The 26,379-nt window shown below is 64.2% G+C and carries 26 protein-coding genes; 14 read left to right on the forward strand and 12 right to left on the reverse strand.

All coding sequences use genetic code 11. The annotated features are described in order from the left end of the window. The first annotated feature begins 10 nt into the window (after positions 1–10). The 3 genes from IVB31_RS05550 (at position 11) to IVB31_RS05560 (ending at position 3,298) form a co-directional block, all read left to right on the forward strand. Positions 11–967, forward strand: a complete 957-nt coding sequence (locus IVB31_RS05550) for a sugar ABC transporter permease (protein WP_247319647.1) — start codon at positions 11–13, stop codon at positions 965–967. A gap of 46 nt (positions 968–1,013) precedes the next feature. Next, positions 1,014–1,856, forward strand: a complete 843-nt coding sequence (locus IVB31_RS05555; protein ID WP_247320361.1) for a carbohydrate ABC transporter permease — start codon at positions 1,014–1,016, stop codon at positions 1,854–1,856. Between the two features lie 86 nt (positions 1,857–1,942). Next, positions 1,943–3,298, forward strand: a complete 1,356-nt coding sequence (locus IVB31_RS05560; RefSeq protein ID WP_247319649.1) for an esterase-like activity of phytase family protein — start codon at positions 1,943–1,945, stop codon at positions 3,296–3,298. A 118-nt stretch (positions 3,299–3,416) separates the two neighbouring features. On the opposite strand, the gene IVB31_RS05565 is transcribed toward IVB31_RS05560, so the two are convergent. Together IVB31_RS05565 and IVB31_RS05570 are read right to left on the reverse strand one after the other, a co-directional pair. Further along, on the reverse strand, positions 3,417–5,099 hold the full coding sequence (locus tag IVB31_RS05565; protein ID WP_247319650.1) for a mucoidy inhibitor MuiA family protein: 1,683 nt from the start codon (positions 5,097–5,099) through the stop codon (positions 3,417–3,419). 169 nt (positions 5,100–5,268) lie between these two features. Next, positions 5,269–5,889, reverse strand: a complete 621-nt coding sequence (locus tag IVB31_RS05570; protein ID WP_247319651.1) for a response regulator — start codon at positions 5,887–5,889, stop codon at positions 5,269–5,271. 200 nt (positions 5,890–6,089) lie between these two features. On the opposite strand from IVB31_RS05570, the gene IVB31_RS05575 reads away from it, so the two are divergent. Beyond that, positions 6,090–7,127: an AraC family transcriptional regulator gene (locus tag IVB31_RS05575; protein WP_247319652.1), complete on the forward strand. Its 1,038-nt coding sequence runs from the start codon at positions 6,090–6,092 to the stop codon at positions 7,125–7,127. A gap of 2 nt (positions 7,128–7,129) precedes the next feature. Here the strand turns inward: IVB31_RS05575 and IVB31_RS05580 are convergent, their stop codons facing one another. Beyond that, the gene (locus IVB31_RS05580) at positions 7,130–8,341 is read right to left on the reverse strand and encodes an NnrS family protein (protein WP_247319653.1); all 1,212 of its coding nucleotides are present in this window, start codon (positions 8,339–8,341) and stop codon (positions 7,130–7,132) included. 126 nt (positions 8,342–8,467) lie between these two features. Here IVB31_RS05580 and IVB31_RS05585 point away from each other — a divergent pair, with 126 nt between their 5' ends. After that, positions 8,468–9,178 (forward strand): Crp/Fnr family transcriptional regulator, encoded by a 711-nt coding sequence (locus IVB31_RS05585; protein WP_247319654.1) that lies wholly within the window; start codon positions 8,468–8,470, stop codon positions 9,176–9,178. Positions 9,179–9,265: 87 nt separating this feature from the next. Here the strand turns inward: IVB31_RS05585 and IVB31_RS05590 are convergent, their stop codons facing one another. Beyond that, positions 9,266–9,463, reverse strand: coding sequence for a DUF1858 domain-containing protein (locus IVB31_RS05590; protein ID WP_211394734.1), 198 nt, complete (start codon positions 9,461–9,463; stop codon positions 9,266–9,268). Between the two features lie 100 nt (positions 9,464–9,563). After that, on the reverse strand, positions 9,564–10,916 hold the full coding sequence (hemN, locus tag IVB31_RS05595) for an oxygen-independent coproporphyrinogen III oxidase (protein ID WP_247319655.1): 1,353 nt from the start codon (positions 10,914–10,916) through the stop codon (positions 9,564–9,566). 158 nt (positions 10,917–11,074) lie between these two features. Between hemN and IVB31_RS05600 the strand changes: the two genes are divergently transcribed. The 3 genes from IVB31_RS05600 (at position 11,075) to IVB31_RS05610 (ending at position 13,545) form a co-directional block, all read left to right on the forward strand. Beyond that, positions 11,075–11,281 (forward strand): hypothetical protein, encoded by a 207-nt coding sequence (locus tag IVB31_RS05600; RefSeq protein ID WP_247319656.1) that lies wholly within the window; start codon positions 11,075–11,077, stop codon positions 11,279–11,281. Between the two features lie 235 nt (positions 11,282–11,516). After that, positions 11,517–12,614, forward strand: coding sequence for a copper-containing nitrite reductase (gene nirK / locus IVB31_RS05605; protein ID WP_247319657.1), 1,098 nt, complete (start codon positions 11,517–11,519; stop codon positions 12,612–12,614). A 52-nt stretch (positions 12,615–12,666) separates the two neighbouring features. After that, the gene (locus IVB31_RS05610; RefSeq protein WP_247319658.1) at positions 12,667–13,545 is read left to right on the forward strand and encodes an SUMF1/EgtB/PvdO family nonheme iron enzyme; all 879 of its coding nucleotides are present in this window, start codon (positions 12,667–12,669) and stop codon (positions 13,543–13,545) included. A gap of 219 nt (positions 13,546–13,764) precedes the next feature. Here the strand turns inward: IVB31_RS05610 and IVB31_RS05615 are convergent, their stop codons facing one another. Together IVB31_RS05615 and IVB31_RS05620 are read right to left on the reverse strand one after the other, a co-directional pair. Beyond that, positions 13,765–14,415 carry a CoA transferase subunit B gene (locus tag IVB31_RS05615; protein WP_247319659.1) on the reverse strand — a complete coding sequence of 217 codons (651 nt, stop codon included), beginning with the start codon at positions 14,413–14,415 and terminating at the stop codon, positions 13,765–13,767. An 18-nt stretch (positions 14,416–14,433) separates the two neighbouring features. Further along, positions 14,434–15,141, reverse strand: a complete 708-nt coding sequence (locus IVB31_RS05620; protein WP_247319662.1) for a CoA transferase subunit A — start codon at positions 15,139–15,141, stop codon at positions 14,434–14,436. 288 nt (positions 15,142–15,429) lie between these two features. Here IVB31_RS05620 and IVB31_RS05625 point away from each other — a divergent pair, with 288 nt between their 5' ends. The 4 genes from IVB31_RS05625 to IVB31_RS05640 all read left to right on the forward strand — a co-directional run bounded on the left by IVB31_RS05625 (position 15,430) and on the right by IVB31_RS05640 (position 20,780). Then, a complete protein-coding gene (locus IVB31_RS05625) occupies positions 15,430–17,358 on the forward strand; it encodes an AsmA family protein (protein WP_247320363.1) in 1,929 nt (642 codons plus the stop codon). A gap of 238 nt (positions 17,359–17,596) precedes the next feature. Next, the gene (locus tag IVB31_RS05630) at positions 17,597–18,982 is read left to right on the forward strand and encodes an ABC transporter substrate-binding protein (protein WP_247319664.1); all 1,386 of its coding nucleotides are present in this window, start codon (positions 17,597–17,599) and stop codon (positions 18,980–18,982) included. A 77-nt stretch (positions 18,983–19,059) separates the two neighbouring features. After that, a complete protein-coding gene (locus IVB31_RS05635; RefSeq protein ID WP_247319666.1) occupies positions 19,060–19,932 on the forward strand; it encodes a sugar ABC transporter permease in 873 nt (290 codons plus the stop codon). After that, a complete protein-coding gene (locus IVB31_RS05640; RefSeq protein WP_106942006.1) occupies positions 19,929–20,780 on the forward strand; it encodes a carbohydrate ABC transporter permease in 852 nt (283 codons plus the stop codon). Before IVB31_RS05635 ends, IVB31_RS05640 begins: the two co-directional genes overlap by 4 nt. On the opposite strand, the gene IVB31_RS05645 is transcribed toward IVB31_RS05640, so the two are convergent. Genes IVB31_RS05645 through IVB31_RS05660 form a run of 4 tightly spaced genes read right to left on the reverse strand, consistent with a single transcriptional unit; the run spans position 20,777 to position 24,190 of the window. Then, positions 20,777–21,277 carry a DUF6622 family protein gene (locus tag IVB31_RS05645; RefSeq protein WP_247319668.1) on the reverse strand — a complete coding sequence of 167 codons (501 nt, stop codon included), beginning with the start codon at positions 21,275–21,277 and terminating at the stop codon, positions 20,777–20,779. The two genes, IVB31_RS05640 and IVB31_RS05645, sit on opposite strands and share 4 nt — an antisense overlap. A gap of 12 nt (positions 21,278–21,289) precedes the next feature. Next, the gene (locus tag IVB31_RS05650) at positions 21,290–22,102 is read right to left on the reverse strand and encodes an ABC transporter permease subunit (protein ID WP_247319670.1); all 813 of its coding nucleotides are present in this window, start codon (positions 22,100–22,102) and stop codon (positions 21,290–21,292) included. A 4-nt stretch (positions 22,103–22,106) separates the two neighbouring features. Then, the gene (locus tag IVB31_RS05655; protein WP_247319672.1) at positions 22,107–23,021 is read right to left on the reverse strand and encodes an ABC transporter permease; all 915 of its coding nucleotides are present in this window, start codon (positions 23,019–23,021) and stop codon (positions 22,107–22,109) included. Next, complete coding sequence (locus IVB31_RS05660; RefSeq protein ID WP_247319673.1) at positions 23,018–24,190, reverse strand: ABC transporter ATP-binding protein; 1,173 nt, start codon at positions 24,188–24,190, stop codon at positions 23,018–23,020. Before IVB31_RS05660 ends, IVB31_RS05655 begins: the two co-directional genes overlap by 4 nt. 122 nt (positions 24,191–24,312) lie before the next feature. On the opposite strand from IVB31_RS05660, the gene IVB31_RS05665 reads away from it, so the two are divergent. Beyond that, positions 24,313–24,543 carry a hypothetical protein gene (locus tag IVB31_RS05665; RefSeq protein ID WP_247319674.1) on the forward strand — a complete coding sequence of 77 codons (231 nt, stop codon included), beginning with the start codon at positions 24,313–24,315 and terminating at the stop codon, positions 24,541–24,543. After that, complete coding sequence (locus IVB31_RS33645) at positions 24,540–24,707, forward strand: type II toxin-antitoxin system RelE/ParE family toxin (protein ID WP_346730854.1); 168 nt, start codon at positions 24,540–24,542, stop codon at positions 24,705–24,707. The genes IVB31_RS05665 and IVB31_RS33645 overlap by 4 nt, the downstream gene beginning before the upstream one ends. 118 nt (positions 24,708–24,825) lie before the next feature. Here IVB31_RS33645 and IVB31_RS05670 read toward each other — a convergent pair whose 3' ends face one another. Beyond that, positions 24,826–26,286, reverse strand: coding sequence for a glycerol-3-phosphate dehydrogenase (locus IVB31_RS05670; RefSeq protein WP_247320365.1), 1,461 nt, complete (start codon positions 26,284–26,286; stop codon positions 24,826–24,828). Positions 26,287–26,379 lie beyond the last annotated feature (93 nt).

A 26,379-nucleotide genomic window follows, 5' to 3' on the forward strand; every position in this document is an offset into this window, starting at 1 on the left:
CAACGACCCGATGTCCGTGACCACCCTCTCCTCTCCCGCTTTGGTGCAGCGGCAGCCGTCGTGGCTGGTGCGGTTGTTCGACTACAAGCCGTTTCTGATCGTGATGTGCCTTGCGCCCGCGATCGGCCTGCTCGCGGTATTCCTGACCTATCCGCTCGGCCTCGGCATCTGGCTTGCCTTCACCGACACCACGATCGGCCGACGCGGTGTCTTCGTGGGTTTCGAGAATTTCCAGTATCTGCTCACCGATCCCCTGTGGTGGAACGCGGTGTTCTACAGCGTGGTCTACACGGGAATCGCGACCTTCGGAAAATTTGCGCTGGGCTTCTGGCTGGCGCTGCTGCTCAACAACCATTTTCCGTTCAAGAGCCTGCTCCGCGCGATCATCCTGCTGCCCTGGATCGTGCCGACGGTGCTCTCGGCGCTGGCGTTCTGGTGGATCTACGACCCGCAATTCTCGATCATCTCCTACCTGCTGGTCGACGTGCTGCATTGGCGGTCGAGCAATGTCGACTTCCTCGGCTCGCCCTGGCCGGCGCGCTTCTCGCTGATCGCGGCCAACATCTGGCGCGGCATACCATTCGTCGCGATCTCGCTGCTGGCGGGCCTGCAGACCATTTCGCCCTCGCTCTACGAGGCCGCGATGCTCGACGGCGCCAGCGCCTGGCAACGTTTCCGCTACATCACCTTCCCGATGATGATGCCGATCCTCGCCATCGTCATGACTTTCTCGATCATCTTCACGTTTACCGACTTCCAGCTCGTCTACGCGATCACGCGTGGCGGCCCCGTGAATTCGACCCATTTGCTGGCAACGCTGGCCTTCCAGCGCGGCATCGCCGGCGGCGAGCTCGGCGAAGGCGCCGCGATCGCGGTGTCGATGATCCCGTTCCTGGTGTTCGCGACGCTGTTCTCCTATTTCGGCCTGGCGCGCCGCAAATGGCAGCAGGGAGAGAGCAATGACTGACACCGTCGTGCAATCGACCGCCGACGCCAAGGCCGCCCCCGACACCATGGCCTGGGATTCCGGGATGCGGCGGCTGATGATGATCTATCTGCCGCTCGGCTGTTTCGTGCTGATCCTGCTGTTTCCGTTCTACTGGATGGCGATCACGTCGTTCAAGCCAAACGCCGAACTGATGAACTACAAGGAACACAACCCGTTCTGGATCTCCTCGCCGACGCTTGGCCATATCAAGCATCTCTTGTTCGACACCGCCTATCCACGCTGGCTGTGGACGACCATGATGGTCGCGATCGGCTCGACCACGCTGTCGCTGATCGCGAGCACGCTTGCCGCCTATGCGATCGAACGCCTGCGCTTCCGCGGCAGCTCCTATGTCGGTCTCGGCATTTATCTCGCCTATCTGGTGCCGCCGTCGATCCTGTTCATTCCCCTCGCCACCGTGGTCGTGCAGTTCGGCCTGTTCGACAGTCCACTCGCGCTGATCCTGGTCTATCCGACCTTCCTGGTGCCGTTCTGCACCTGGCTGCTGATCGGCTATTTCAAGTCGATCCCCTACGAGCTCGAGGAATGCGCGCTGGTGGACGGGGCCACAAGGCTGCAGATCCTGCGCCGGATCACGCTGCCGCTCGCGGTGCCCGGCCTGATCTCGGCCGGCATCTTCTCCTTCACGCTGTCCTGGAACGAGTTCATCTACGCACTCGCCTTCATCCAGAGCGGCGCCAACAAGACCGTGCCGGTCGCGATCCTGACCGAGCTGGTCACCGGCGACGTCTACCAATGGGGTGCGCTGATGGCGGGCTCGCTGCTCGGCTCGCTGCCGGTTGCGATCTTCTACTCGCTGTTCGTGGACTATTACGTGTCGTCGCTGACCGGCGCGGTAAAGGAGTAACCGGCCACTGCGGCGTTTGGCCCCGGTTTCACAAATCTGCAACACGCGAACCGCATAAGGCGTGCTTCCGCCAACAGGAGACGCACATGCGCGCGACTTTTCTCAGCACCGTCGCTACGATCATTCTGACCGCGAGCAGCGCGCTCGCGCAGAGCGAGGGCGAATTCCCGGCCAAGCTCGCCGGCCACGTGGTGATGCCGGCCGAGTCTTTCATCGACGCGCCGGCGGATGCGCCCGTTGACCTCAAGACCTCCGGCAAATACACCACCGGCAAGCGCGTCGAGGCGCTCGGCACCGTGATGGGCAAGTCGTTTGAGCGGGCGACCGGCGTGTCGCTGCCGTTCAAGGGCCAGCCGCTCCAGGGCCATTCCGGCATCAAGACCATGCCCGACGGCACCTTCTGGGTCATCACCGACAACGGCATGGGCGCGCGCGCCAACTCGCCGGACTCGATGCTATACCTCAACCACTACAAGATGGATTGGGCCGGCGGCAAGATCGAGCGCCTGGAGACGATCTTCCTGCACGATCCCGACAAGAAGGTGCCCTTCCGCATCGTGCACGAGGACACCCAGACGCGTTATCTCACCGGCTCCGACTTCGACACCGAAGGCTTCCAGATCATCGGCGATACCTTCTGGATCGGCGACGAGTTCGGCCCCTACATCCTGAAGGCCGACAAGACCGGAAAAATCCTCGGCGTGTTCGAGACGGTTGCCGACGGCAAGCCGGTGCGTTCGCCGGACAACTGGGCGGTGGCGACGCCGGGCGCGCCGGGGGCGACCTACACCAACGTCAACCTCCGCCGCTCGAAGGGCTATGAGGGCTTTGCGTCCTCTAAGGACGGCAAATTCCTCTACGGCCTGCTCGAGGGTCCGCTGTGGGATGCCGAGAAGAAGGACTGGGAGAAGGTCGACGGCAAGGAAGCCTCGCGCATCCTCGAATTCGACGTCGCCGCGGAAAAGTTCACCGGCCGCTACTGGCAATATGTGTTCGAGCAGAACGGCAACGCCATCGGCGACTTCAACATGATCGACCCGAGCGCCGGCCTCATCATCGAGCGCGACAACGGCGAAGGCACGCCCGACAAGGCCTGCCCGCAGGGCACCCGCGGCGAGAACTGCTTCCCTGATGTGGCCAAGTTCAAGCGCGTCTACAAGATCGAGCTCACCGACGCCAATGTCGGCAAGCCCGTGCGCAAGATCGGCTATATCGACCTGATGAAGATCAAGGACCCCGACAAGAAGGCGAAGAAGCCGCTCAATGACGGCGTCTACACCTTCCCGTTCTTCACCATCGAGAACGTCGATCGCGTCGACGAGACCCACATCATCGTCGGCAACGACAACAATCTGCCGTTCTCCTCCAGCCGCGATCCCAACAAGGCCGACGACGACGAGTTCATGCTGCTCGAGGTCGCGGATTTCCTGAAGGCGAAGTAAGGCCGACGCACTCTCAACATGGTCATCGCCTGGCTCGACCGGGCGATCCAGCACGCCGCGGCGCCTGTGATTGAATCGCAAAGCAATCGATGCGGGCGGCGGTGCCTGTTGCGGAAAGCTAACCCGCCGGCACGATCACCATGCTCTTGTCCTTCGGCCAGCGGATGCGCCAGGCGAAATTGATGTCCTTGACCTCGCCGGGCTTGGTGTCGAACGACCATTCCAGCACGCCGCGCTTGTCGCGGATGTTGCTCGCGGTCGGCGGCGTGGTCGCGGGCAGCATCTCGACGACGATGTCCTCGCTTTCGCTGACCGGCAACTGGTCCTCGATCGCGACCTTGATCGGGAAGTCGTGACCGTTGCGGATCGTCGTCTTGAACGAACGCTCGTCGGTTTTCGAGGTCGTGACGATCAGTCCGGCCGAGCCCTCGTTGCGCTTGAGCACGGCGCGCTCGACCTTGACCTTGTCGTCGGCGCCGAAGCCGAGCCGCACGATGTCATCCTTGGCCGAGCCCGAGAGCTTGCCGCGGCCGACAAAGACGCCGTCGCGATAGATCGCGACCTTGCCCGGCAACAACGTCGTGTCGTCGGTCTGCTTGAAGCTGGCTTCGAGGAAGGCGGTCGGGTCCATCACCGGTGCCGCGCGCACCATGAGATCGACGGGCACGTTCATCGAAGTGATGCGCAGGCTCTTGGCGCCTTCGGCGGCGCCGAGGCTAACGCGGCCTGGAATCCGGAAGGTGGCCTGGAAATCTCCGATCTCGGCAACCGCCTGCTGTTCTTCGGCGCGTTCCGCAAGATCTTCCCTGGATCTGCTGACATGGGCCGGGGCTTCCACCTTTCGCTGCATCGGGGCCGCCGCAGGCATTACCGTATCGGAGACTGAACCCAGCGCGCGCGGCTTCGGGACTTGCGGATACTGCGCGACCAGCGAATTCAGCTCCGGCGCGCTGCCGCCGCGGCCGATGCGCACCGTGGAGACGCCGAGCGTCACGTTCGACCAGTCCTCGCCGGTCGATTGCGTGACCTCGGCGCGGCGGACCAGCTCGACTTGCGGCTTGCGGTCCTTGGCGCCGGTGTCGAGCCGGGCGTCGTAGAGCGGCAACCAGCGCGCGTTACGCACCGCATAAGTCACCCGCAAGGTTGCCTTGGTTGCGGCTGCCGAGGCGACGTCGATCCGCACCTCGAGCTTGCTCGGCGGCTTGGCCGAGCGCTCGGCTTCGAGCTGCGCGATCTGGCGATCGATTTCGCGCTGTTTTCGCGTGGCGTCGCGGATCGCGGTGTCGGCGATCGCGACCTCCTCACCGACCGCGCCAAAGGCTGCCCGCCATTCGGTGATCGGCCGCGCTTCGCCCTTTTCGCCGAGGCCGGCAGGGGACGCTTCGGCAAACCGCTGAGCGAATTTACGCCGCGCGACCGCCGCATCGATTGCGCCTTGCAAATCGGAGCGCTCGTCCTTGAGCGTTTCGATGCGCTTGTCGATCTCGGACAGGTTGACCGGCGGCGCCGCACGCGGCGGCCGCGCATCGATCGTACCGATGGTGAGTTTTGCGCCCGCCTCGCCCTCGACGCGAAGGGAGGACGGATCGAGCGAGAGCGGAAAATCCTTGGCGACCAACGTGCTCTCGCCTGAGGCGAGGTCCAGTGCAATCACACGGGTAACGGTGGCGCCATCCGGGTAAACCGTGACGGTGTCGATGGCCGATGTGGCGTCCACATCGGCGGCCCATGACGGCAACGCGCATGCCGTGGTCATCAGAACCAGGCTCGTCGTTGCCAAATATCTTGCGGTGATGCGCATCAAGTCCCTCCTGCGGTATCGCCGCGCCGCCAGCCGGACGCGCGATCAAATGCCTCGCCAACATGATTGGACGCGGCAGGAAAGGAACTGGTTCGATTGGGGTTTCCGTGGGGCGCCGCCGCGGCGGCACCATGGCTGCGGAACGCCTCCTCGTCCGCAGCGGAAGCCTTTAGGCCTGGGTCGGCGTGCCCTGCCCGAAGATTCGGCGGAGCAGATCCGTCACGTTTTTGGCGCCGGCCTTCTTCAGGAGGCTGGCACGATAGCCCTCGACCGTCCGCGCGCTCAGATGCATGCGCCGGGCGATCTCCTTGTTGGTCAGGCCGTCGGCCAGATGCTCGAGCACGTCGCCTTCGCGGCCCGTCAGGGGTTCGCAGCCGGGCAACCAGCGCTGCCGGTGAGAGCCGGGCTGTGCGAACTCGTCGATGGCGGCATCGATCCGGTCGACGATGTCGTGGGTGCGGAACGGTTTTTCGATGAAGTCCGCCGCGCCGCTCTTGATCGCGTCAACCGCCATGGCGATGCTGCCGTTCGCAGAAGTCACCAGCACCGGCGCCATGCAATTTTCCTCACGCAGGCGCTTGAGCACCTCGAGACCGGAGCGATCGGGTGGCATCTCCAACAACACGCAGGCCGGCATCCGTGCCTTCGCTTCGGACAACAACGACGCACCGTCGGCGAAGCAGATCACGTCATAGGCGCTCTTTTGGAGCGCGGTGGAAAGTTGTTCGCGGGAGGCGGCGTCGGTGTCGATGACGAATACCTCACCCTTGGAAAGCATGTTTCCCGGCATAATCCCGATCCAATAATGTCTTGGTCAAATGATCCGAGACGGCTGCGGGGCCCATCGCGCCGCGCCGTCATGTGCACGGCATTCACGCCCGTGCTTCGGTTTTACTTATGTATGTTCCACCCTGTTCCCGGATTTGACGGATCGGGACAGAAACTTTACATTTCGGGACATCGGCGGGAGTGGCGGGCAGGAACGGTCGCATGATCGACCTCATTCGCAGCGCAGGCTTGAGCTACTACCCGGAGGTGGCCCGGTCGGTTGGGCTCGACCCCAAACAGATGATGCGCAAGGTCAGGCTGCCGCTAGCCTGCCTCGACAAGCCCGACACGCCCATCGCCGTCACGGGCCTGCGCCGCCTGCTCGAATTGTCGGCAGAGGCTTCAGGTGCCGAAGATTTCGGCTTGCGGCTCGCCGAGCGCGGCGGCCTGACCAATTTCGGCGCGGTCGGCCTGATCGTGCGCGAACAGGCGACCGTCGGCGAGGCGATCGAAGCATTCTCGCGCTTCATCCCGATCCATCACGACGGCATGAAGCTGGGCGTCACCCGCAACAAGCACACCGTGACCGTCACGCTGCATCTGCGCGGCCGGCAACCGACTGCGCCGCGCCAGTCGATCGACATGGCCCTCGGCAGCGTCCACCGCATCATCCAGTCGCTGTTCGGCAGCGATTGGCGGCCGCAGGAAGTGCACCTGCATTATCCATCGCCGCACGACCGCAAGCGCTACCGCGAGTTCTACGGCTGCCGTGTGACCTTCAACGCGGAGGACGATTCGATCCTGTTGTCGGCCCACGACATGGAGCGCCGGATCCCGAGCGCGCATCCGCTGATCGCGAGCTACCTGCGCAAGCGGATCGAGGCGATCGAGACGCGGCCGGCGGGCTGGGAGGAGAAGGTGGACGAGGTCGTGCGTCTCCTGCTCGCCAGCGGCGACTGCACGGTCGAGCGCGTCGCCGAGCACCTCGCCTGCACCCGTCGCACTATCCACCGCCACCTCGCCGCATCAGGCACCAGCTTCTCGGCCATTCTCGACGCACAGCGCGCCGATCTCGTGATCCAGCTGATCGACGACCCCGGCCGGCCGCTGGCCGACATCGCCGTGCAGCTCGGATTCTCCGCGCAGAGCGCCATGGCGCGCTGGTTCCGCGGTCGCTTCGGCTGCACCATCACTGCGTGGCGCAAAGGTGTGCGGCCACCGGCAGCAACGACCACGGTGCCCCCGGCAAGCGCGGCTTAAATTCAGCGTGCCGCGACGGGCACACCCATGATGGCAAGCGCGCGGCGGCGGCTGCCGGCGAGCAGCGGGCCGAACGCGATGGCAAAGCCGAGGAACGCGACGATCCATCCGCAGGCAGCGATGTGCAGCAACTCATCGCTGTGCGCAGGCCAAACCACCGCCGCGACCCGCACCAGCGCCGCGACGATGATCGCGGCATAGATGGCTTGTGTCGGCGGCGAAGCCGTCAGCGCCTGTCCGGTATGGCCGAGACTCGCACGGGTCATCACCGCGAGCGTCATGGTTCCGGCCGCGCCCGCCATCCAGGCGTGAATTCCCGCGCTGGGCGGCAACGCGCCGAAGACGGCAAAAGCATGCAGGAGGAAGCCGAGCGGCACGAACATATAGCCGACATGGAGGATCAGCAGCAGCCGCTCGCGGAAGGTGCGATCACCGGCCCAGCGTGCGAGCCGCAGCAAATGTAGCATGCCGACGAGCGCCATCGCCAGGCCGGTGAAGGTGCTCAACGGCGCTACGATCCACGCGATGATCGCAATTGCGCTGCATCCGATCACCGCGCCGTCAAAGCGTCCGAACGGCACGGGCAGGCGTCCGGGATTGAACTTGACCAGCCAGTTGCGGGTGAAGCTCGGGATGATGCGACCGCCGATCAGCGAGATCATCAGCACGACCACGCCGATGCCGACACGGATGCTGACATCGGCCGCGCCCTCATAATGGGCTTCGAGATGGAAGGCAACATTGCCGGCGAGCAGCACGAGCACCAGCACCACCACGGGCAGGTTGCGCCAGTTGCGGCCGGCGATGATCTCGCGCGTTGCAGCGGCGACGACCAGCGTCAGGAAGGCGGTATCGACGACAAGCGCAAACGCCCAGCCGATATCGGCGGACAACATCACCGCGACCCGGCCAGCGAGCCAGACCACCAACAGCGCGCCCAACGACGTCCCCTGGATCGGCAGTCGCCCGGTCCAATTCGGGATCGCCGTGAACAGGAAGCCTGTGATCACCGCCGGCAGGAAGCCGTAGAGCATCTCATGGACGTGCCAGTCGCGCGGCGCGAGGGCTGATGTCACCGACAATTCGCCATAGAACATCGGCAGCCAGGCCAGGATCGAAAGCCCGGCCTGGATCGCGGCAAGCAGGAAAAAGGGCCGAAAGCTGTTCGCAAACAGCGGCCAGCCCTCAAAGTTACGGGATCGGGCACCAGCCATGGTCAACTCCAGTCAATTCAAACCGTCACTGGAAAAATACTGCCGTCCGGCCGGCCCGTTTTGAGCTATCGCAAACACCCGGACGATTGCAGGTGCCATCACACTCCCCAGCGCCGAGGAGGCAGAATGGCCAAGGTCGACACATCGCTGGTTGCGCATTTGCCGCTGTTTGGGGGCGTCAAACCGGGGGACCTCGAGGAGATCCTGCGCGAGGCCCGCTCGGCGCGCTATCCCAGGAACAGTGCCATTTTCGAGCAGGGCGCGGACGCGCAATCCTTCTTCCTGCTGCTGCACGGCCATGTTCGCGCGGCCAAGACCACGCCGACCGGCGAGCAGATCGTGGTGCGCTATGTCGCGCCGGGCGAAACGTTCGGTCTTGCGATGGCGATCGGAGCGGCGCGCTATCCGGCCACTGCGATCGCGGTCGACGACAGCGTCGCGCTGATCTGGCCGACCTCGGCCTGGCCGCGGCTGGTCGAGCGATTTCCCTCTCTTGCCGCCAGCACGCTCCAGACTGTCGGCACACGGCTCCAGGAGAGCCACACCCGGATCCTGGAAATGTCGACCCAGCAGGTCGAGCAGCGCGTCGCACATGCACTGCTGCGCCTCGCCAAGCAATCCGGCAAGAAGCTCGACCACGGCATCGAGATCGACTTCCCGATCAGCCGCCAGGACATCGCGCAGATGACCGGCACCACGCTGCATACCGTGAGCCGCATCCTGAGTAGCTGGGAAAGCCAAGGCCTCGTCGAGAGCGGCCGTCAACGCATCATCCTGCGCGACCCGCATGGGATCGTCGTGCTGGCGGAGCGCAGCGCCGACAGCGGCGCGGCTTGAAAATAGGGGTGAGGGTTGCTTCCGCTTACGGCGAAGCTCACCCTCACCCGGGAATCCGCGCGCGGCCCGCGCGAATTCCAGACCGCTTCACGCCGGTACGCAATCGCACAGCGCGGCGAGGAACTTGTCGCGGTCGATGCCATGCTCGCGGCAGGCGTCATCCACCGTGTGGAAGGTTGCGATCGGACAGCCGACGCAAGCCATCCTGAAGGCGAGAAACACGCGGATGGTGTGCGGCGCCGTACGCATGATGTCATCGACCAGATCGTCGGATCCAAAAGGCATGGACAACTCCGTTCCGAAACGACGATAGCGGAGCGGGCGGGAGTCTCTTTGTCGAAGCGCAAGCTGGCTCGTCATTTCGGTGAGTGTCAGCAAGGTGATTTCACACCGCCCGGCTGTGCAACTGCTTCGCCGGATCCAGATGCGCGTCGAACGCGGCTGCGACGCTGCGTACGAGGAAGCGCGAGTCCTTGGCGACTGCGATGCGGTCGCCGTCCAGTCTCACGACGCCGTCGGAAATCAGTGGCTTCAGACGCGACGCCGATTTCAGCATAGCCCCGGCCTCAGCGCCATGACGCGCGCAGATGTCACCGAGATCAGCGCTGAACTCGCACATGATGCGTTCGATGATATCGGCCCGCAGCCGGTCGTCGTCGGTGAGCCCATAGCCCTTCGCGGTGGCCAAATGGCCCGCGGCGATGCTCTGCGCATATGCGCCGATCTGCACCTCGTTCTGGACATAGCCCTGCGGCAAATGTCCGATCGCGCTGGCGCCGAAGCCGAGCAGAACTTCGCTCTTGTCGGTGGTGTAACCCTGAAAATTGCGCCGCAGCGTGCGTTCCTCGAAGGCAACAGCCATGGAATCGTCGGGCCGCGCGAAATGATCGAGCCCGATCTGCACGTAACCGGCCTCCTTCAACGCATTGGCGATTGCGCAGGCCTGGTCGTGGCGTGCGGGGCCGTCGGGCAGCACGGCCTCGTTGATCATGCGCTGGTGCTTCTTGAAATCGGGCACATGCGCGTAGCCGAACACCGAGAAGCGGTCGGGCCCAAGCTCGAGCGAACGTCGCACGGTATCCAGGCACGAGGCAACGGTCTGGTGCGGCAGTCCGTAGATCAGATCGAAGTTGATCCCGTTGATACCGGCGCGCTGGAGCATGTCAACGACCGAAGCCGTCTGCTCATAGCTCTGCACGCGGTTGATCGCGCGCTGCACGACCGGGTCGAAGCTCTGCACCCCCAGGCTCGCGCGGTTGACGCCGGAGAGCCGCATGGCCTCGACCATGTCGGCAGTCAGCGTGCGGGGATCGATCTCGACCGCAATCTCGGCCGACGGCAGCACGAAGAACGAGTGGCGCATCGCCGCCATCAACTCGGCAAAAGCCTCCGGCGCCATGATCGTCGGCGTGCCGCCGCCGAAATGGATGTGCTCGACCTTGATGCGGCGGCCGATGGTCTCCGACACCTGCGCGATCTCACTGCGCAGCGTGCGCAGATAGGCCGCGATGAGCCCCTCGCGACGGACGATCTGGGTATGGCAGCCGCAATACCAGCACATCTCACGGCAGAACGGCACATGCAGATAAAGCGACGCGCTGGCCCCCGCCGGGAGCTCCGCCAGCCACCGGGCGTAGGCGCCCTCGCCGATCGCCGGCGAGAAATGCGGTGCGGTCGGATAGCTCGTATAGCGCGGCAATCGTTCTTCGCCGTAGCTCGCCGCAAGATCGGTCCTCATATCTTACCATTCGTAAATCGATGCTGCGCAGTGGGGCGGCGCATCCCGGATGGCACTAGATCACCCATTTTCGGGCGCGCTACCTTGCGCTCGCTCAAAGTCCGAGCGTCGGATTGGAGCCATGGTGACATTTGACTACTGCCCTCTGGAGATAGGTTATGGCGTCGTTCGCGCTCGATCTTGTTCTGTGGCTCACCGGCGTTCGCGACCATATCCCGCGTTTCGACGATTTTCGTCCCGTTCCCTCCGCGCCCGCCGCTGGCACCGGCCACCTCGTACGCGTGATGATCATCACGGCCGCGGTCGTCGCCACAGTGTCGCTCGCCGTCTGGGGCACGGTCTGGATTGCGATCCAGTTGCTCTAGTCGACACCAATCCATTCGCAGTAAACGCGACTGAACATGCGAACAATTTGCGGCCGACGCGGCTGACGTCGCGCGCCGTCGTGTCTTTCGTATCGCCGATGCGATCTTCGGAAAACTCCTAAGGATTTTACCGGAGGCGAATCCGGCAAGAGCTTGTCGCAGCGCAAACGGGCTTGCCGTAACAGGCGCACACTGCATCCGTCATCAAAACCATTCCAGATGAAGGATACTTCCGATGTTCACCCGCCGAGCCGCATTGATCAGCGCCGCCGCGACCGCACTGATGCTGGCGACACCCGCCTTGGCTGCCGATGATCTCAAACTGCCGCGCCAGAAGATTGAGCTGGTCGCTCCACCCTTCGTGCATGCGCACGAGCAAGCAACCAAGCAGGGGCCCAAAATCCTGGAGTTCAAGCTCACGATCGAGGAGAAGAAGGTCGTCATCGACGAGAAGGGCACCACCTTCCAGGCGACGACCTTCAACGGCTCGATGCCGGGTCCGATGATGGTCGTGCATGAGGGCGACTACGTCGAAACGACGCTGGTCAATCCCGCAACCAACTCCATGCCGCACAACATCGACTTCCATTCCGCGACCGGTGCGCTCGGCGGCGGCGCGCTAACGCTGATCAATCCCGGCGAGCAGGTTGTGCTGCGCTGGAAGGCGACCAAGACCGGCGTGTTCGTCTACCATTGCGCGCCGGGCGGCCCGATGATCCCCTGGCACGTCGTCTCCGGCATGAACGGCGCCGTGATGGTGCTGCCCCGCGACGGCCTCAACGACGGCAAGGGTCACCCGCTGAAATACGACAAGATCTACTATATCGGCGAGCAGGACATGTACGTGCCGCGCGACGACAAGGGCAATTTCAAATCCTATGAATCGCCGGGCGAAGCCTTCACCGACACTGAAGAGGTGATGAAGAAGCTGATCCCCTCCCACGTCGTTTTCAACGGCAAGGTCGGCGCGCTCACCGGCAAGAATGCACTCACCGCCAATGTCGGCGAGAACGTGCTGATCGTGCATTCGCAGGCCAATCGCGACAGCCGTCCGCATCTTATCGGCGGCCATGGCGACTATGTCTGGGAGACCGGCAAGTTCTCCAACGCACCGGAGACAGGACTCGAGACCTGGTTCATCCGCGGCGGCTCGGCGGGAGCTGCGCTGTACAAGTTCATGCAGCCCGGCATCTACGCCTATGTCACGCACAATCTGATCGAGGCCGCCGACCTCGGCGCCACCGCGCACTTCAAGGTCGAAGGCAAGTGGAACGACGATCTGATGACCCAGGTGAAGGCCCCTGCGGATATCCCGGCCCCCAACACCAATTAGACGCGACGAGGGGCCGGTGATTACCGGCCCCTTTTTACTTCGGGGAACGACCATGCTGATCGCATTCAAGCTGAAACTGCTACTCGCCTGCGCCGCCGGGCTTGCAGGACCGATCGCGGTGGTGCCGCTGGTGTCGGACATCGCGACCCATGGCACCGCGGCGCAGCCTGCCATCGTCAGGGTCGCGCCGGGCAGCCTGTCCTATCGCGAGGCCGGCGATTTCACGCGCGCCGGGCACCAGGCGGAAGCGCCGCTGCGCGCGATGCGCTTCGAGAGGCCGCTGCACATCATGCGGCATCAGGTCTCGTCATCCGACTATCAGATTTGCGTGCAGGAGGGCGCGTGTCGCGCGCTCGATCGCGGCGTAGCAATCGCGTCCGATCGGCCCGCGGTGCAGGTGAGCTGGCACGATGCGCAAGCTTATGCGGGCTTTCTATCGCGCAAGACCGGTCACCACTACCGCTTGCCGAGCGACGCGGAATGGGCCTTTGCGGCGGGAACCCGGTTCAAGGACGACGGCGGGTCGGTGGACGCAGCGGATCCATCGAAGCGCTGGATCGGCCGCTACGAGCGTGAATCCGAGCGTGACCTCTTCGACACGACGGCTTATCCGTTCGGCAAGTTCGGCGTGAACGAGCACGACATCGAAGATCTCGCCGGCAATGTCTGGGAGTGGACCTCGACCTGCTTCGTGCGTTCGCGGATCGACGAGGCCGGCAATGCCGGCAGCGCCACCGTGAACTGCGGCGTGCGTATCGCCGAGGGCGCGCACCGCGCCTATGTCACCGATTTCATCCGCGACGCCCGCGCCGGCGGCTGCGCCCAAGGCGTGCCGCCCGCCAATCTCGGCTTCCGCCTGGTGCGCGAGGAGACGTCCTGGGTCGCGAGCGTATCGGCGCGATGGGGCAAGGTGTGGGCGGCGAGGTCTTAGCGAACTCGATCCGCAAATTGTAGGAACGACGGCCGCCCCTCATGTTCCGTCATTGCGAACGCAGCGAAGCAAGCCAGAATCTTTCCGCGGAAGCGGCCTGGATTGCCTCGTCGCAAGAGCTCCTCGCAATGACGGTGTAGAGGCAGCGCGTGTCCCCACGCCCAAACGAAGATGGCCGGGACGAAGCCCGGCCATTTAACGATTATCACGAACGCTATCTCAGGTGTTCTTCAGCGCGACGCGGAATTCGGCTTCGGTCTTGGCCTTGACCTCGTCGAGCGAGACGCCGTCGGCGAGCTCGATCAGCGCCATGCCGCCGGCGCCGTGCTTGTCGATGGTGAAAACGGCCAGGTCCGTCACCACCATGTCGACCACGCGCTCGCCGGTCAGCGGCAAATTGCACTGCTTCAGGAGCTTGGCGCCGTCCTTGGCGGAATGCTCCATCACCACGATGACGCGCTTGACGCCGGCGACGAGATCCATCGCGCCGCCCATGCCCTTGACCATCTTGCCGGGGATCATCCAGTTGGCGAGATCGCCGTTCTGGGCCACCTGCATAGCGCCGAGGATCGACAGATCCATGTGGCCGCCGCGGATCATGCCGAAAGAATCCGCGCTCGAGAAATACGAGGTCGACGGCAGCTCGCTCACGGTCTGCTTGCCGGCGTTGATGAGATCGGCGTCCTCTTCACCCTCATAGGGGAACGGGCCCATGCCGAGCATGCCGTTCTCGCTCTGGAGGCTGACGTCCATGCCATCAGGGATGTAGTTCGAGACCAGCGTCGGGATGCCGATGCCGAGATTGACGTAATAGCCGTCACGCAGTTCCTTCGCGGCGCGCGCGGCCATCTGTTCACGGGTCCAGGCCATGTGGGTCTCCTGATACGCTTAAGCAGCGCTACGCGGGCGGGTGTTGCGGAATTCGATGCGCTTCTTGGCCGATCCGACCTCGACGATGCGCTTTACGAAAAGACCGGGCGTGTGAATGTGGTCGGGCTCGAGCTCGCCGGCCGGAACCAGGTGCTCGACCTCGGCCACCGTGACCTTGGCAGCGGTCGCCATCATCGGGTTGAAGTTGCGCGCGGTCTTGCGGTAGATGAGGTTGCCGGCGGTATCGCCCTTCCAGGCATGGACGATGGCGAGATCGGCGAACAGGCCGCGCTCCATCAGGTACTTCTGGCCGTCGAATTCCTTCACTTCCTTGCCCTCGGCGATCAGCGTGCCGACGCCGGTCTTGGTATAGAAGGCCGGAATGCCGGCGCCGCCCGCACGGATGCGCTCGGCCAGCGTGCCCTGCGGGTTGAATTCAAGTTCCAGCTCGCCGGCGAGGAATTGTTGGGCGAACAGCTTGTTCTCGCCGACATAGGACGAGATCATCTTCTTGATCTGCCGGGTTTCCAGCAGGCGGCTGAGCCCGATGCCGTCCACGCCGGCATTGTTGGAGACGACCGTCAGGCCCTTGACGCCGGACTCGCGGATCGCGTCCGACAGCTCCTCGGCGATGCCGCAGAGGCCGAAGCCGCCCGACATGATCATCATGTTGTCTTTCAGAACGCCCTCGAGAGCCGACTTGGCGTCGGGATAGACCTTGTTCATGCAAATAACCTTCGAGTGAACCTTCGGCTTGCAGGCGTCGCGCCTTATTGGCGGCGATTATTAGGCGAAATCGTCCGAAGCCGTCAATGATACGGGGTTCTCCGCCCCGTCACCTGGTGGTAGAAGCTGCCCACGCCGTGGGCAGAACCGTCTGCGGCCTTGAAAGCGACAAGAAAACCCATCAAGTTGCGGCACTTAACATAACAGGATTTGGGCGTGGGGCGCGCAGGTTTCCCTGCCCGCCCTTCCGGCTCCAACGACCAACCCGATCAGGACATGCCATTGACCATGGCCCAAGGAATGAAGCGCCTCGGGACGCCGATCGCGGCGGTACTCGGCGTCGCGCTGATGGCCCTGATCGCGACCTCCTGGCTTATCAACCGCGACGCGCTGCGCCAGGCGGTGGAAACGCAGATCCGCAACGTCACCGGGCTCGAGCTCAGTTTCGAAGGCACGATCGACATTTCATTGCTGCCGGCAAGCTACATCTCCTTTCATGACGTTGGCCTGAAGGGCGGCGGCACCAGCGATCCGGCGCTCCACGTCGACGTGCTCACCGCGAACCTGCGGCTGCTGCCGCTGCTGCTGCAGCGGTTCGAGATCGCCGACCTGACGCTGCTGCGGCCGCGCATCCATGTCAGCCTGAAGCCGGACGGCGAAAGCAACTGGACGCCCTTCATCCAGACCATCGCACGCACCATGAAGCCCGGCGCCGAGAATCAGGTGTCGTTCTCCGAAATCCGGATCCAGGACGGCGTGCTCGATTACGAGGACGCCGCCACGCACGGCACCGAGAAGTTCGAGGACATCGACCTGTCGCTGGCCTGGCCCTCGATCTCGCGCTCCTTTGCTGCGACCGGACAGTTCGACTGGCGCGGCGAACGGGTCGACGGCTCGATCAGCTTTTCCGATTTCGTCGCCGCCCTCTCCGGCGAGCGATCGGGGTTGAAGGCGCGGATCGCGAGCGTCCCGCTCAAGCTCGCCTTCGACGGCAGCGTCGCCAACCGCACCAGCCCGATGATGGAGGGCACGCTCACCATCGACAGCCCGTCCTTGCGCAATGCACTGCGCTGGACCGGCCAGCCGCAGCCCGCCAGCGGCGGTTTCGGCCGCTTCGCGCTGAAGGCGCGCGCCAATGTCGTGGGTGCCTCGATCGCGCTCACCAACGTCAATGTCGAGCTCGACGGCAACACCGCCGAGGGCGTGATGACCTACGCCAATAACGGCCGGCAGACCCTGCAGGCAACGCTCGCCGCCGACGCACTCGACTTCACACCTTATATCTCGACCTTCCGCCTGCTCGCGAGCGGCGCGCGCGACTGGAACAGGCAGCTGTTCGATCTCAACGCCCTGTCGACCACCGACCTCGACATGCGGCTGTCGGCAGCCAAGCTGACGGTCGGGGCTTCGAAACTCGGCCGCACCGCCATCGGCGCGAACCTGCGCAACGGCACGCTGGCGCTCTCGGTCGGCGAGGCCCAGGTCTATGGCGGCATTGCCAAGGGCTCGTTCGGCATCGCGCGCTCCGACACCGTCGCCGACATCAAGGCGCAATTCCAGTTCACCGACGTCGACCTCCAGGCCTGCGCCTCCGAGCTGTTCGGCCTCAACAAGCTGTCCGGCCGCGGCAACATCAACGTCTCGCTCCTCGCTTCCGGCTCGAGCCCGTTCGGCCTCGTGCAGTCGCTCGACGGCAGCGCCACCGTGATCGGGCATGACGGCGCGATCTCGGGCTTTAACGCCGAGCAGCTCCTGAAGCGGCTGGAGCGGCGGCCGCTGTCCGGCGGCGGTAATTTCCGCAACGGCTCCACCCCTTACGACACCCTCACCATCGCGGTGAAGTTCTCCGACGGCGTCGCCACCGCCGAGGACATCCGCGTCGAAGGGCCAGCGGCGAAGATCACGCTCACCGGCACCGCTTCGGTACCGACGCGCGAATATGACATGAAGGGCGTGGCCAGCCTCAACAGCGCCTCGGGCTTCGAATTGCCCTTCGTGGTGCAGGGCCCCTGGGACGATCCCCTGGTCTTCCCCGATCCGGAAAGCCTGATCCGCCGCTCGCCGGCCTCCGCGCCCCTGCTCGACATGCTGAAGGACCGCAAGGCGGGCGACGCGGTGCGCTCCGCAATCGAGCGCATCACCGGCAGCGGAAAACGCTCCGCGCCGGCCGAATCGCCCACGGCGGAAAATGGCAAGGACGGCGCCAAGTCTAATTAAGCCAAGTCCAATTGAGCGAAGTCCGACTGAGGACGGCGATCGTCCGGCCTTGCCCGACCATCGCGAATTGATCCGGCCGAATTGATGCGGCGATTGGATCGATGCACGCATTAAGCATCTCCCTTCGCCCGACACCCCACGACCTAGGTCTGACAAGATGCCGCTAGATCGGCTGACGGCCATGCGCTAGTGTTTTATGCGACCGGTTAAAAACACCGGCCGTTTGAGGGAGAAAAACGTGAAATCCAAGGTTATTGGCGCAGTATCACTGGCGGTCGCTGCGGCCGGGCTGTTTGCAGCCGCTGCACCCGCATTTGCGCAGCAGAAGACGATTACGGTCTGGTGGGGCAAGGGCTTCTACCGCTCCGAAGACGACGCGCTGCTCGACACGATCAAGAAGTTCGAAGCCAAGACCGGCATCAAGGTCGAATTGTCGCAGTACGCGATCCAGGACATGATTCCGAAGACGGTGGCCGCACTCGATTCAGGCACGGTGCCCGATGTTGCCTATTCCGACACCTACGACGTGCAGGTGCAGGGCAAGTGGGCCTATGAAGGCAAGCTCGAGGACCTCTCCGAGATCATGGAGCCGATCAAGGATCGGTTCGTGCAGAACACGCTGGATGCGTCGATCCTCTACAACGACGTCACCAAGAAGAAGGCCTATTACGGCTTCCCGCTGAAGCAGCAGAGCATGCATGTCGAGATCTGGAACGACATGCTGGAGAAGGCCGGCTTCAAGCTCGCCGACATCCCGACGGACTGGGCGGGCTACTGGACATTCTGGTGCGACAAGGTGCAGCCGGGAATCCGCAAGGCCACGGGCCAGCGCATCTATGGCGTCGGCCAGCCGATGGGCGTCGAATCCACCGACGCCTTCCAGTCGTTCTACACCTTCATGGACGCCTACCACGTCAAGCTGGTCGACGACGACGGCAAGCTCACGGTCGACGATCCCAAGGTGCGCGAGAACCTGATCGGCGCGCTGAAGGACTACACCGACACCTACATCAAGGGCTGCACGCCGCCGTCCTCAACGACCTGGAAGGATCCCGACAACAACGTCGCGTTCCACAACAAGACCATCGTGATGACACACAACTTCACGATCTCGATCGCGGCGAAGTGGTTCGAGGACTCCCAGAACCAGACGCTCACGCCCGAGCAGCGCGAAGCCGGCAAGAAGGCCTATGGCGAGGACATCATCACCGCGTCCTTCCCGAAGGCTCCGGACGGTTCGACGATTCGCTACCGCTCGGACGTCAAGACCGGGCTGGTCTTCTCCGTGGCCAAGAACAAGGCCGAGGCCAAGCAGTTCATCGCCTTCCTGCTCCAGGAAGAGAACGTCCGCCCCTATATCGAGGGTGCGCTCGGCCGCTGGTTCCCGGTGACGAAGGAAAGCCAGGAGAGCCCGTTCTGGCAGGCCGACCGGCATCGCAAGGCGGTTTACGCGCAGTTCAAGGGCGGCACCGCCCCGTTCGACTTCACCAAGAACTGGAAGTTCACCATCCTGAACAACGAGAACGTCTGGGCCAAGGCGATGAACCGCGTGGTCAGCGAGAAGGTGCCGGTGGACAAGGCGGTCGACGAACTGATCGCCCGCATCAAGGCGGTCGCGGGCTGATCCCGGACTGCGATAAGGTTATATGCTAATACCGGTCGCGGCTCTCCGCGACCGGTTGCTTTCGGTGGGTATGCGATATGGCGATCACACTTTCCGGCTCAGACACAATTTCGGCCCCTCCCCTGTCGGCGCGCCTGACCACGCAGCAGGTCTGGGGCATCTTGCTAATTGTGCCCTATCTCCTCGTCTTCCTGGCCTTCGTCGTCTATCCCGTCGGCTACGGGCTGTGGCTGGCGCGCAATCCGGCGAACTATGTCGCGCTGTACAACGACCCGATCTTCGCGCGCGCCGCGGTCAACACGCTGATCTTCCTGGTCATCGGCATCAACGTGAAGATGCTGATCGCGCTGTTCCTGTCCGGCTTCTTCGCCCAGCAGCGCCCCTGGATCAAATGGCTGTCGGTGATCTTCATCCTGCCTTGGGCGGTGCCGTCGATCCCGACCATCCTGTCGGTCCGATTCATGCTCAATCCCGAATGGGGCATGGTCAACCATTTCATCTTCTCCCTCACCGGCGATGACGGCCCGAACTGGCTGAACGATCCGACGGTCGCGCTGACCATGGCGATCGCCGTGCATATCTGGAAGTCGCTGCCGTTCTGGACGCTGATCCTGCTGACCGGGCGGCTCGCGATCCCGCAGGATCTGTACGAGGCGTCCGAGGTCGACGGCGCCAGCCCCTGGCAGAAATTCCGCTTCATCACATGGCCGTCGATGCAGATGCTCTACGTCACCTGCACGCTGCTCTCGATGATCTGGACGCTCGGCGACTTCAACAGCGTCTATCTGCTCACTGGCGGCGGGCCGGCCGACCTCACACATGTGCTGTCGACACTCGGCATCCGCTATCTCCGGCTCGACCAGCTCTCGCTCGCGATGGCCTCCATCGTCTGCGCGATACCGCTCGTGCTGCCGCTGATGTACTTCATGATGAAACGGTTGTCGCGATGAAGCTTCCCACCCTCCGCGAAGTTGGCACCGAAGCCAAGCTCCTGCTGATCGGCATCCCGGTCTTCATCTGGACCATGATTCCGATCTACCACATGTTCCTGTTCGCGATCTCACCGAAGGAGGACGCGTTCTCGGGCAAGCTGTGGCCGGATCATCCGACGCTGCACAACTTCCACATCGTGTTCTACCAGGAGCACTATTTCCTGCGCGACTTCTGGATCCAGTTCTGGAACTCGACTGTGATCGCCCTGGCCGCAGGCGCGCTGACCTTGTTCATCGCGACCGCCGCCGCATTCTCGATCTCGCGGCTTAAGGTGCCGGGCGGCCGCTGGGTGATGAATCTCGCGCTATTCACCTACTTCATCCCGGCGGCGTTCCTCGCCGTGCCGATGTACCGCACCATGGGCAATTACGGCCTGCTCAACAATCACTGGTCGCTGATCCTGGCCATGGTGACGATCGCCTCGCCTTACGCGATCTGGGTGCTGAAGCAGGCGTCCGACAAGCTGCCGGTCGAGCTCGACGAGGCCGCCGTGATGGACGGCGCGACCACGCTGCAGCTGTTCCGCCTGGTGTATGTGCCGCTGATGATGCCCTCCCTGGTCGCGATCGGCACCTATGCCGTGCTGCTAGCCTGGAACGAATATCTCTACGCGTTCCTGCTCTTGTCCAAGGACACCGACATCACACTGCCGGTCGCGCTCGGCAACTTCCTCGCCGCCGACGACTCGCCGTGGGAGCTGTTGATGACCACCGGCTTCATCTACGCGCTGCCGCCGGCCGCGGTCTATTACGCCTTCAAGCGCTACATGGTGGGCGGGCTCACGGCGGGTGCGGTGAAGTCCTAAACATCGGCCGCGCTCTTGCGGCGATACGCGATCAGAAGCGCGATCGTCAAGCCGATGAAATAGCCGGCGGTCGCGCCCGAAATCGCGCGGCCGGCGATGAAGGCCAGCGCGCGATCGCCGGCATTGATCGCCGTGATCACGCCAACCGTGTACTGCAGAGAAAACACGACGAGATTGCGGACCAGCGCAAACGCGCTGCCGGGACGAATGATCTCCCCGGTCGTGTGATCGACATCGAACGGACGCGGTGTCAGCACGCCGAGCGGCAATAGCGCCAGTGCGGCCGCGATCCAGGCGATCAGCGGCCACGTGCCGTCCTGATGTCCAAAGCCGATCCGTGAGACGCCCCAGACGATGAACACGGCAGGCACGATGAGCGCGCGCCAGATCGGCGTCCTGCGCGGCTGCATCGCCTTGATGCCCTGCCAGACCAGATAGGCGAACAAGGTCCAGACCCAGAGCGGCGTATGGACGAGGACCTGGTAGGTGAATATCACAATGTCTCCCGTCTAAAGCGGCGCCGCGCTCTCGCCCTGCGAGCTCGACAATTTCGAGGCGAGCGAGGCGATGACGATAACCACCGCGATCAGGGCGATCACCAGCGTGCAGATCGCGTTGATCTCGGGCTTCACGCCGAGCCGCACCTCCGAATAGATCCGGATCGGCAAGGTCGCCGAGCCCGGACCGGTCGTGAAGCTCGCGATCACGAGATCGTCCAAGGACAGTGTAAACGCCAGCATCCAGCCGGCGACGATTGCGGGCGCGATCAGCGGCAGCGTGACAGCGACGAACGCGCGCACCGGGTTGCAGCCGAGATCCATCGCCGCCTCCTCCAGCGAGCGGTCGAGCGAGCCGAGGCGGGACTGCACGACCACGGCGACGAAGCACATCGTCAGCGTGGTGTGCGCGATCGTCACGGTCCAGAAGCCGCGCTCGGCGTTCAGCGCGACGAACAGCAGCAGCAGCGACAAGCCGGTGATCACCTCCGGCATCACCAGCGGCGCATAGAGCATGCCGGAGAACAGGGTGCGGCCGCGGAAGCGCTCGCCGCGCGACAGCGCCACGGCCGCGAGCGTGCCGAGCAGGGTGGCGATGGTCGCCGAGGAGGCCGCGACCCGCAGGCTCATCCAGGCCGCCTCGATCATGGCACGGTCGCCAAAGAACTCATGATACCAGCGCAGCGACCAGCCGCCCCACACCGTCACCAGCCGCGAGGCGTTGAAGGAATAGATGACGAGGATGAGGATGGGCAGATAGAGGAACGCCAGCCCCAGCGCGAGCGAGGCGATGTTGAAGCGAGACAGGCGGGAGAGCTTGCGCATCACCTCACCGCCCCTGCTCGAGTTGCCGGCGCTGCAGCCGTTCGTACAGCAGCAGTGGCACCAGCAGCACCACCAGCAGCACGATGGCCGCCGCGGAGGCGACCGGCCAGTCCTTGTTGGTGAAGAATTCGAGCCACAGCGTCTGGCCGATCATCAGCGAATTCGAGCCGGCCAGAAGGTCGGGAATGACGAACTCACCGACGATCGGGATGAAGCAAAGCAGCACGCCGGCACCGACGCCGGGGAGCGACAGCGGGAAGGTGACGAGCCAGAACACCTGCCAGGGCGGAGCGCCGAGATCGGAGGCCGCCTCCTCCAGCACCGGCTCCATTTTCGCGAGCGTGGCGTAGAGCGGCAGGATCATGAACGGCAGATAGGAATAGACGATGCCGATATACATCGCGCTGTCGGTGGAGAGCCACACCACAGGCTGGCTGACCAGATGCAGCGCCAGCAGGATCTGGTTGAGCAGGCCGTCATGCTGGAGAATGTTGATCCAGGCATAGATGCGGATCAGGAACGAGGTCCAGAACGGCACGATCACCAGCACCATCGCCACCGCCTGCCAGCGCGTCGGCAGCCGCGCCATGCCGTAGGCGATGGGATAGCCGACCAGGAGCAGCAGCGCGGTTGCGGTGACGGCGACGGTGAGACTGCGCACATAGGCGAACACATAGATGTCGTCGGAGGCGAGCAGCCTGAAATTGTCGAGCGACAGCGCGGCAAAGGCGGCCCTCAGCGCCTCCCATCCCGCCGTCAGGTCGAACACCGGCTCGTAAGGCGGCTGCGCGATCGCGGTCTGCGACAGGCTGATCTTCAGCACAAAGCCGAACGGCACCAGGAAGAACAGCACCATCCAGACATAGGGCGCGATCGCGGCAAGGCGAGCCGGTCGCGCGAAGATGCGACGCCCGCTCATGACGGCAGCACCACGCAATCGTCGGGCGTGAACCAAGCGACGACATGCTGGTTCACGCTGTAGGCGTTGACGTCGAGGCGCGCGCTGTTGGCGACCGAAGCCTGCACCGTCCCGCCGGCATCGAGCTTCACTTTGTAGGTGGTGGTGCCGCCGAGATAGCAGATGTCGGCGATCACGCCGTCGAGCCGGTTGATCGCGGTTTCATGACCGGCCTCGCTCACGGGACCGCGGCGCGAGAGCTTGACCTTCTCAGGACGGATCGCAACCGCGAATTTTCCTGCACCGACAGGCTCGCGCGGCTCGTCCACAACCAGCGCGCCCGCATCACGCGTGCCAATGACCAGACGATGACCGTCGCGCAATTTGGACTCGCCGTCGAACAGATTGATGTCGCCGACGAACTCCGCGATCCAGCGCGAGCGCGGCGCCTCGTAGAGCTCGCGCGGGCTTGCGACCTGCGCGAGCTTGCCGTCCCTCATCACGCCGATCCGGCTCGCCATCGTCATCGCCTCTTCCTGGTCGTGGGTGACGATGATGAAGGTCATGCCGAGCCGGCGCTGAAGCTCCATCAGCTCGCCCTGGGTGCTTTCGCGCAGCTTCTTGTCCAACGCTGCGAGCGGCTCATCGAGCAGGAGGAGTTGCGGGCGTCGCGCCAAAGCCCGCGCCAGCGCCACGCGCTGGCGCTGCCCCCCGGAGAGCTGGTCGGGCTTGCGCTTTTCCAGCCCCTCGAGCTTCACCAGCGCGACCATCTCGGCCACCCGGGTGGCAATGTCGGCGCGCGCCAGACGCGCGCGTTTCAGGCCGAAAGCGATGTTGTCGCGCACCGTGAGATGCGGAAACAGCGCATAGTTCTGGAACATCATGTTGATCGGCCGCTCATGTGGTAGCGCCTGCGCGATGTCCTTGCCGCCGAGCAGGATGCGCCCCTCGTCAGGCGCCTCGAAGCCGGCGAGCATGCGCAGCAGCGTGGTCTTGCCGCAGCCGCTGGGCCCAAGCAGCGCGAAAAACTCGCCGGCCATGATGTCCAGCGACACGCCGTTCACGGCGCGGAAGGTCCCGAAGGTCTTGGCAACGCCCTCGATGCGCAGCAGCGGCTCGCCGGCCGCAGGAAGCGCACCCGCGCCGACCGTGTCCGCCGTGACGTCTGTTCTGGGCAACTCGTCCGTCATGGTCCCCGCCAACCCCGATTCCGCCGCACGCTAGCGGCCGATCGTCCCTAGCTCAACTAGTTCGGAGCGGGCGTCCTAAATTGAGCTTCATGCGGGACGTCAAAAGGCGTATGATCACAGACATGACAAAGTTGCTGGATCAGGCCCTAGAGATCGCGCGCAGTCTGCCGGCAGACGCGCAGGACGACATTGCCAGGATCGTACTGCAACTGGCCGGCGCGGAGGCAACTGCTCCCGTCACCCTATCGGATGATGAAAGGTCAGCAATTGCCGTATCCAAAGAGGCGGCCCAGCGAGACGAATTTGCAACCGAGGCTCAGGTCCGCGCGGCTTGGGCCAAACACGGCCTGTGAAACTCCGCTACACGCTTCCCACGCTGGCCGACCTCGATTCTATTCTCACCTACATCTCAGCAACGTCACCGCAAGCAGCAGCGCGCGTCCAAAAGCGCATTCAGGACGTGATCGGCCTATTGCCAACGCATCCCGAAATCGGTCTCCGGACGTCCGAAGACTGACCACGACTCCCTACCCATTTCTCGTCTTCTACGAGATTGGGAACGAGGAGATTATTATCCACGCCATCCGTCATGGTGCTCGCGATCCCGGCGGAATGCCAGGCCAGCGTGGCTCGGTCTAGTTCACATTCGCCATGAACGCGGCCAGCGCGTCACGGTCCGCCGCCGACAAGGTCAGGCCGAGCTTAGAGCGGCGCCACAAGATGTCCTCTGGAAAGCGCGCCCATTCGTAGGTCATGAGATAGCGCACCTCGGCGCCACTCAGTTCAGGGCCGAAGGCCGGGCCGAGTTCGTCGTGGCTCTTGGCCTCGCCAAGCACAGCCGATAGCCGCGAGCCATAGGCCGCGACCAGGCGCTGGGCCTCTGGCTCCGAGAGAAACCTCCAGCGGTCACGCGCGAGATCGACCTCGGTGTCGAAACGGTCCCAGGCAAAATCACCGCCGGGTAGCGCCGCGCCGGCGGTCCAGGGTGCTGACATCGGATAGAACGGTGTGAGGCGCGTCACCGCCCGTTCGGCGCGCAGGCGCGAGGTGGTGACGTCGCCGCCGAACATGGTGATCAGCGGCGCCTTGCGCCGGCGCGCGTGGAACAGCGTGGTGCCGTCGCGTCGCCGCGCGGACGCCGGCGTCAAATTGACGCCGGAGACCGCGCGCACCACGTCGGTCGGCGCGACACGCTCGCGAAAATAGCGGCTGGCCGCCTCGCAGAGATAGCTGACATCGGCCCCCGGCATCGCCACGATCGCGGGATCGCCGGTGAAGTCATGCGTGACCGTGCCGATCAGGGTGAAGTCGCGCTCGAAGGGACTCGCAAAGATCAGCCGTCCATCGCTGTTCTGGAAGACGTAGACGTTGTCGGATTCGAACAGCCTGGGCACGATGATCTGGCTCATCTGCATCGCCGCCATTGATGGCTGCGGCTGTCGCAACACGGTCTCCGCGACCATCGAGGTCCAGGCGCCGGTGGCGTTGGCCAGTGCCCGGGCCGTGATCGTGCGGCGATGGCCGCGATCGACCACCGCGAGCCGCCATGTCTCGGTTCGATCGGCACGCACGCAGCGCGCCCCGGTGCGGATCGCAGCGCCGCGCTCGCCCGCATCGAGTGCCGTGAGCGCCACCAGGCGCGAATCGTCGACGACACAGTCCGAATATTCGAAGGCCGTGCCGAACGGACGCTTCAGCGCATTGCCGACCGGATGATGTGTGATGTCGAGCGTGGTCGCTGCCGGAAGGTCGCTCCGGCTGGCGAGGCTGTCGTAGAGGAACAGGCCGGCGCGCTGCAGCCATGGCGGACGCTCGGCGGAATGAGCCGGGATCACAAAACGCATCGGCCGGACCAGATGCGGCGCGATCCGGAGCCAGGTCCGGCGCTCGGCGAGCGCCCGGCGCACCCGCCAGAAGTTGCGCCGTTCCAGGACCGACAGGTCGCCGTGGATCAGCCGCGGCGTCGCCGACGACGCCGCACCGCCGAGATCGCCCTGCTCCAACAGGATGACCCGCAGGCCGCGGCCGGCCGCATCACGCGCGAGGCTGACACCGTTCAGGCCACCGCCGATGATCGCAAGGTCGTAATCCGCCATGAAGCCGTCGAATGGGAGCGAAGCGCTCTCCATCTCTAGAGCCATTTCCGTTCCGATTAAATCGGAACGGGCTCTAGATTCTTGTTTTGACGC

The sequence above is a fragment of the Bradyrhizobium sp. 21 genome (assembly GCF_023073335.1).
Classification (GTDB): Bacteria; Pseudomonadota; Alphaproteobacteria; order Rhizobiales; family Xanthobacteraceae; genus Bradyrhizobium.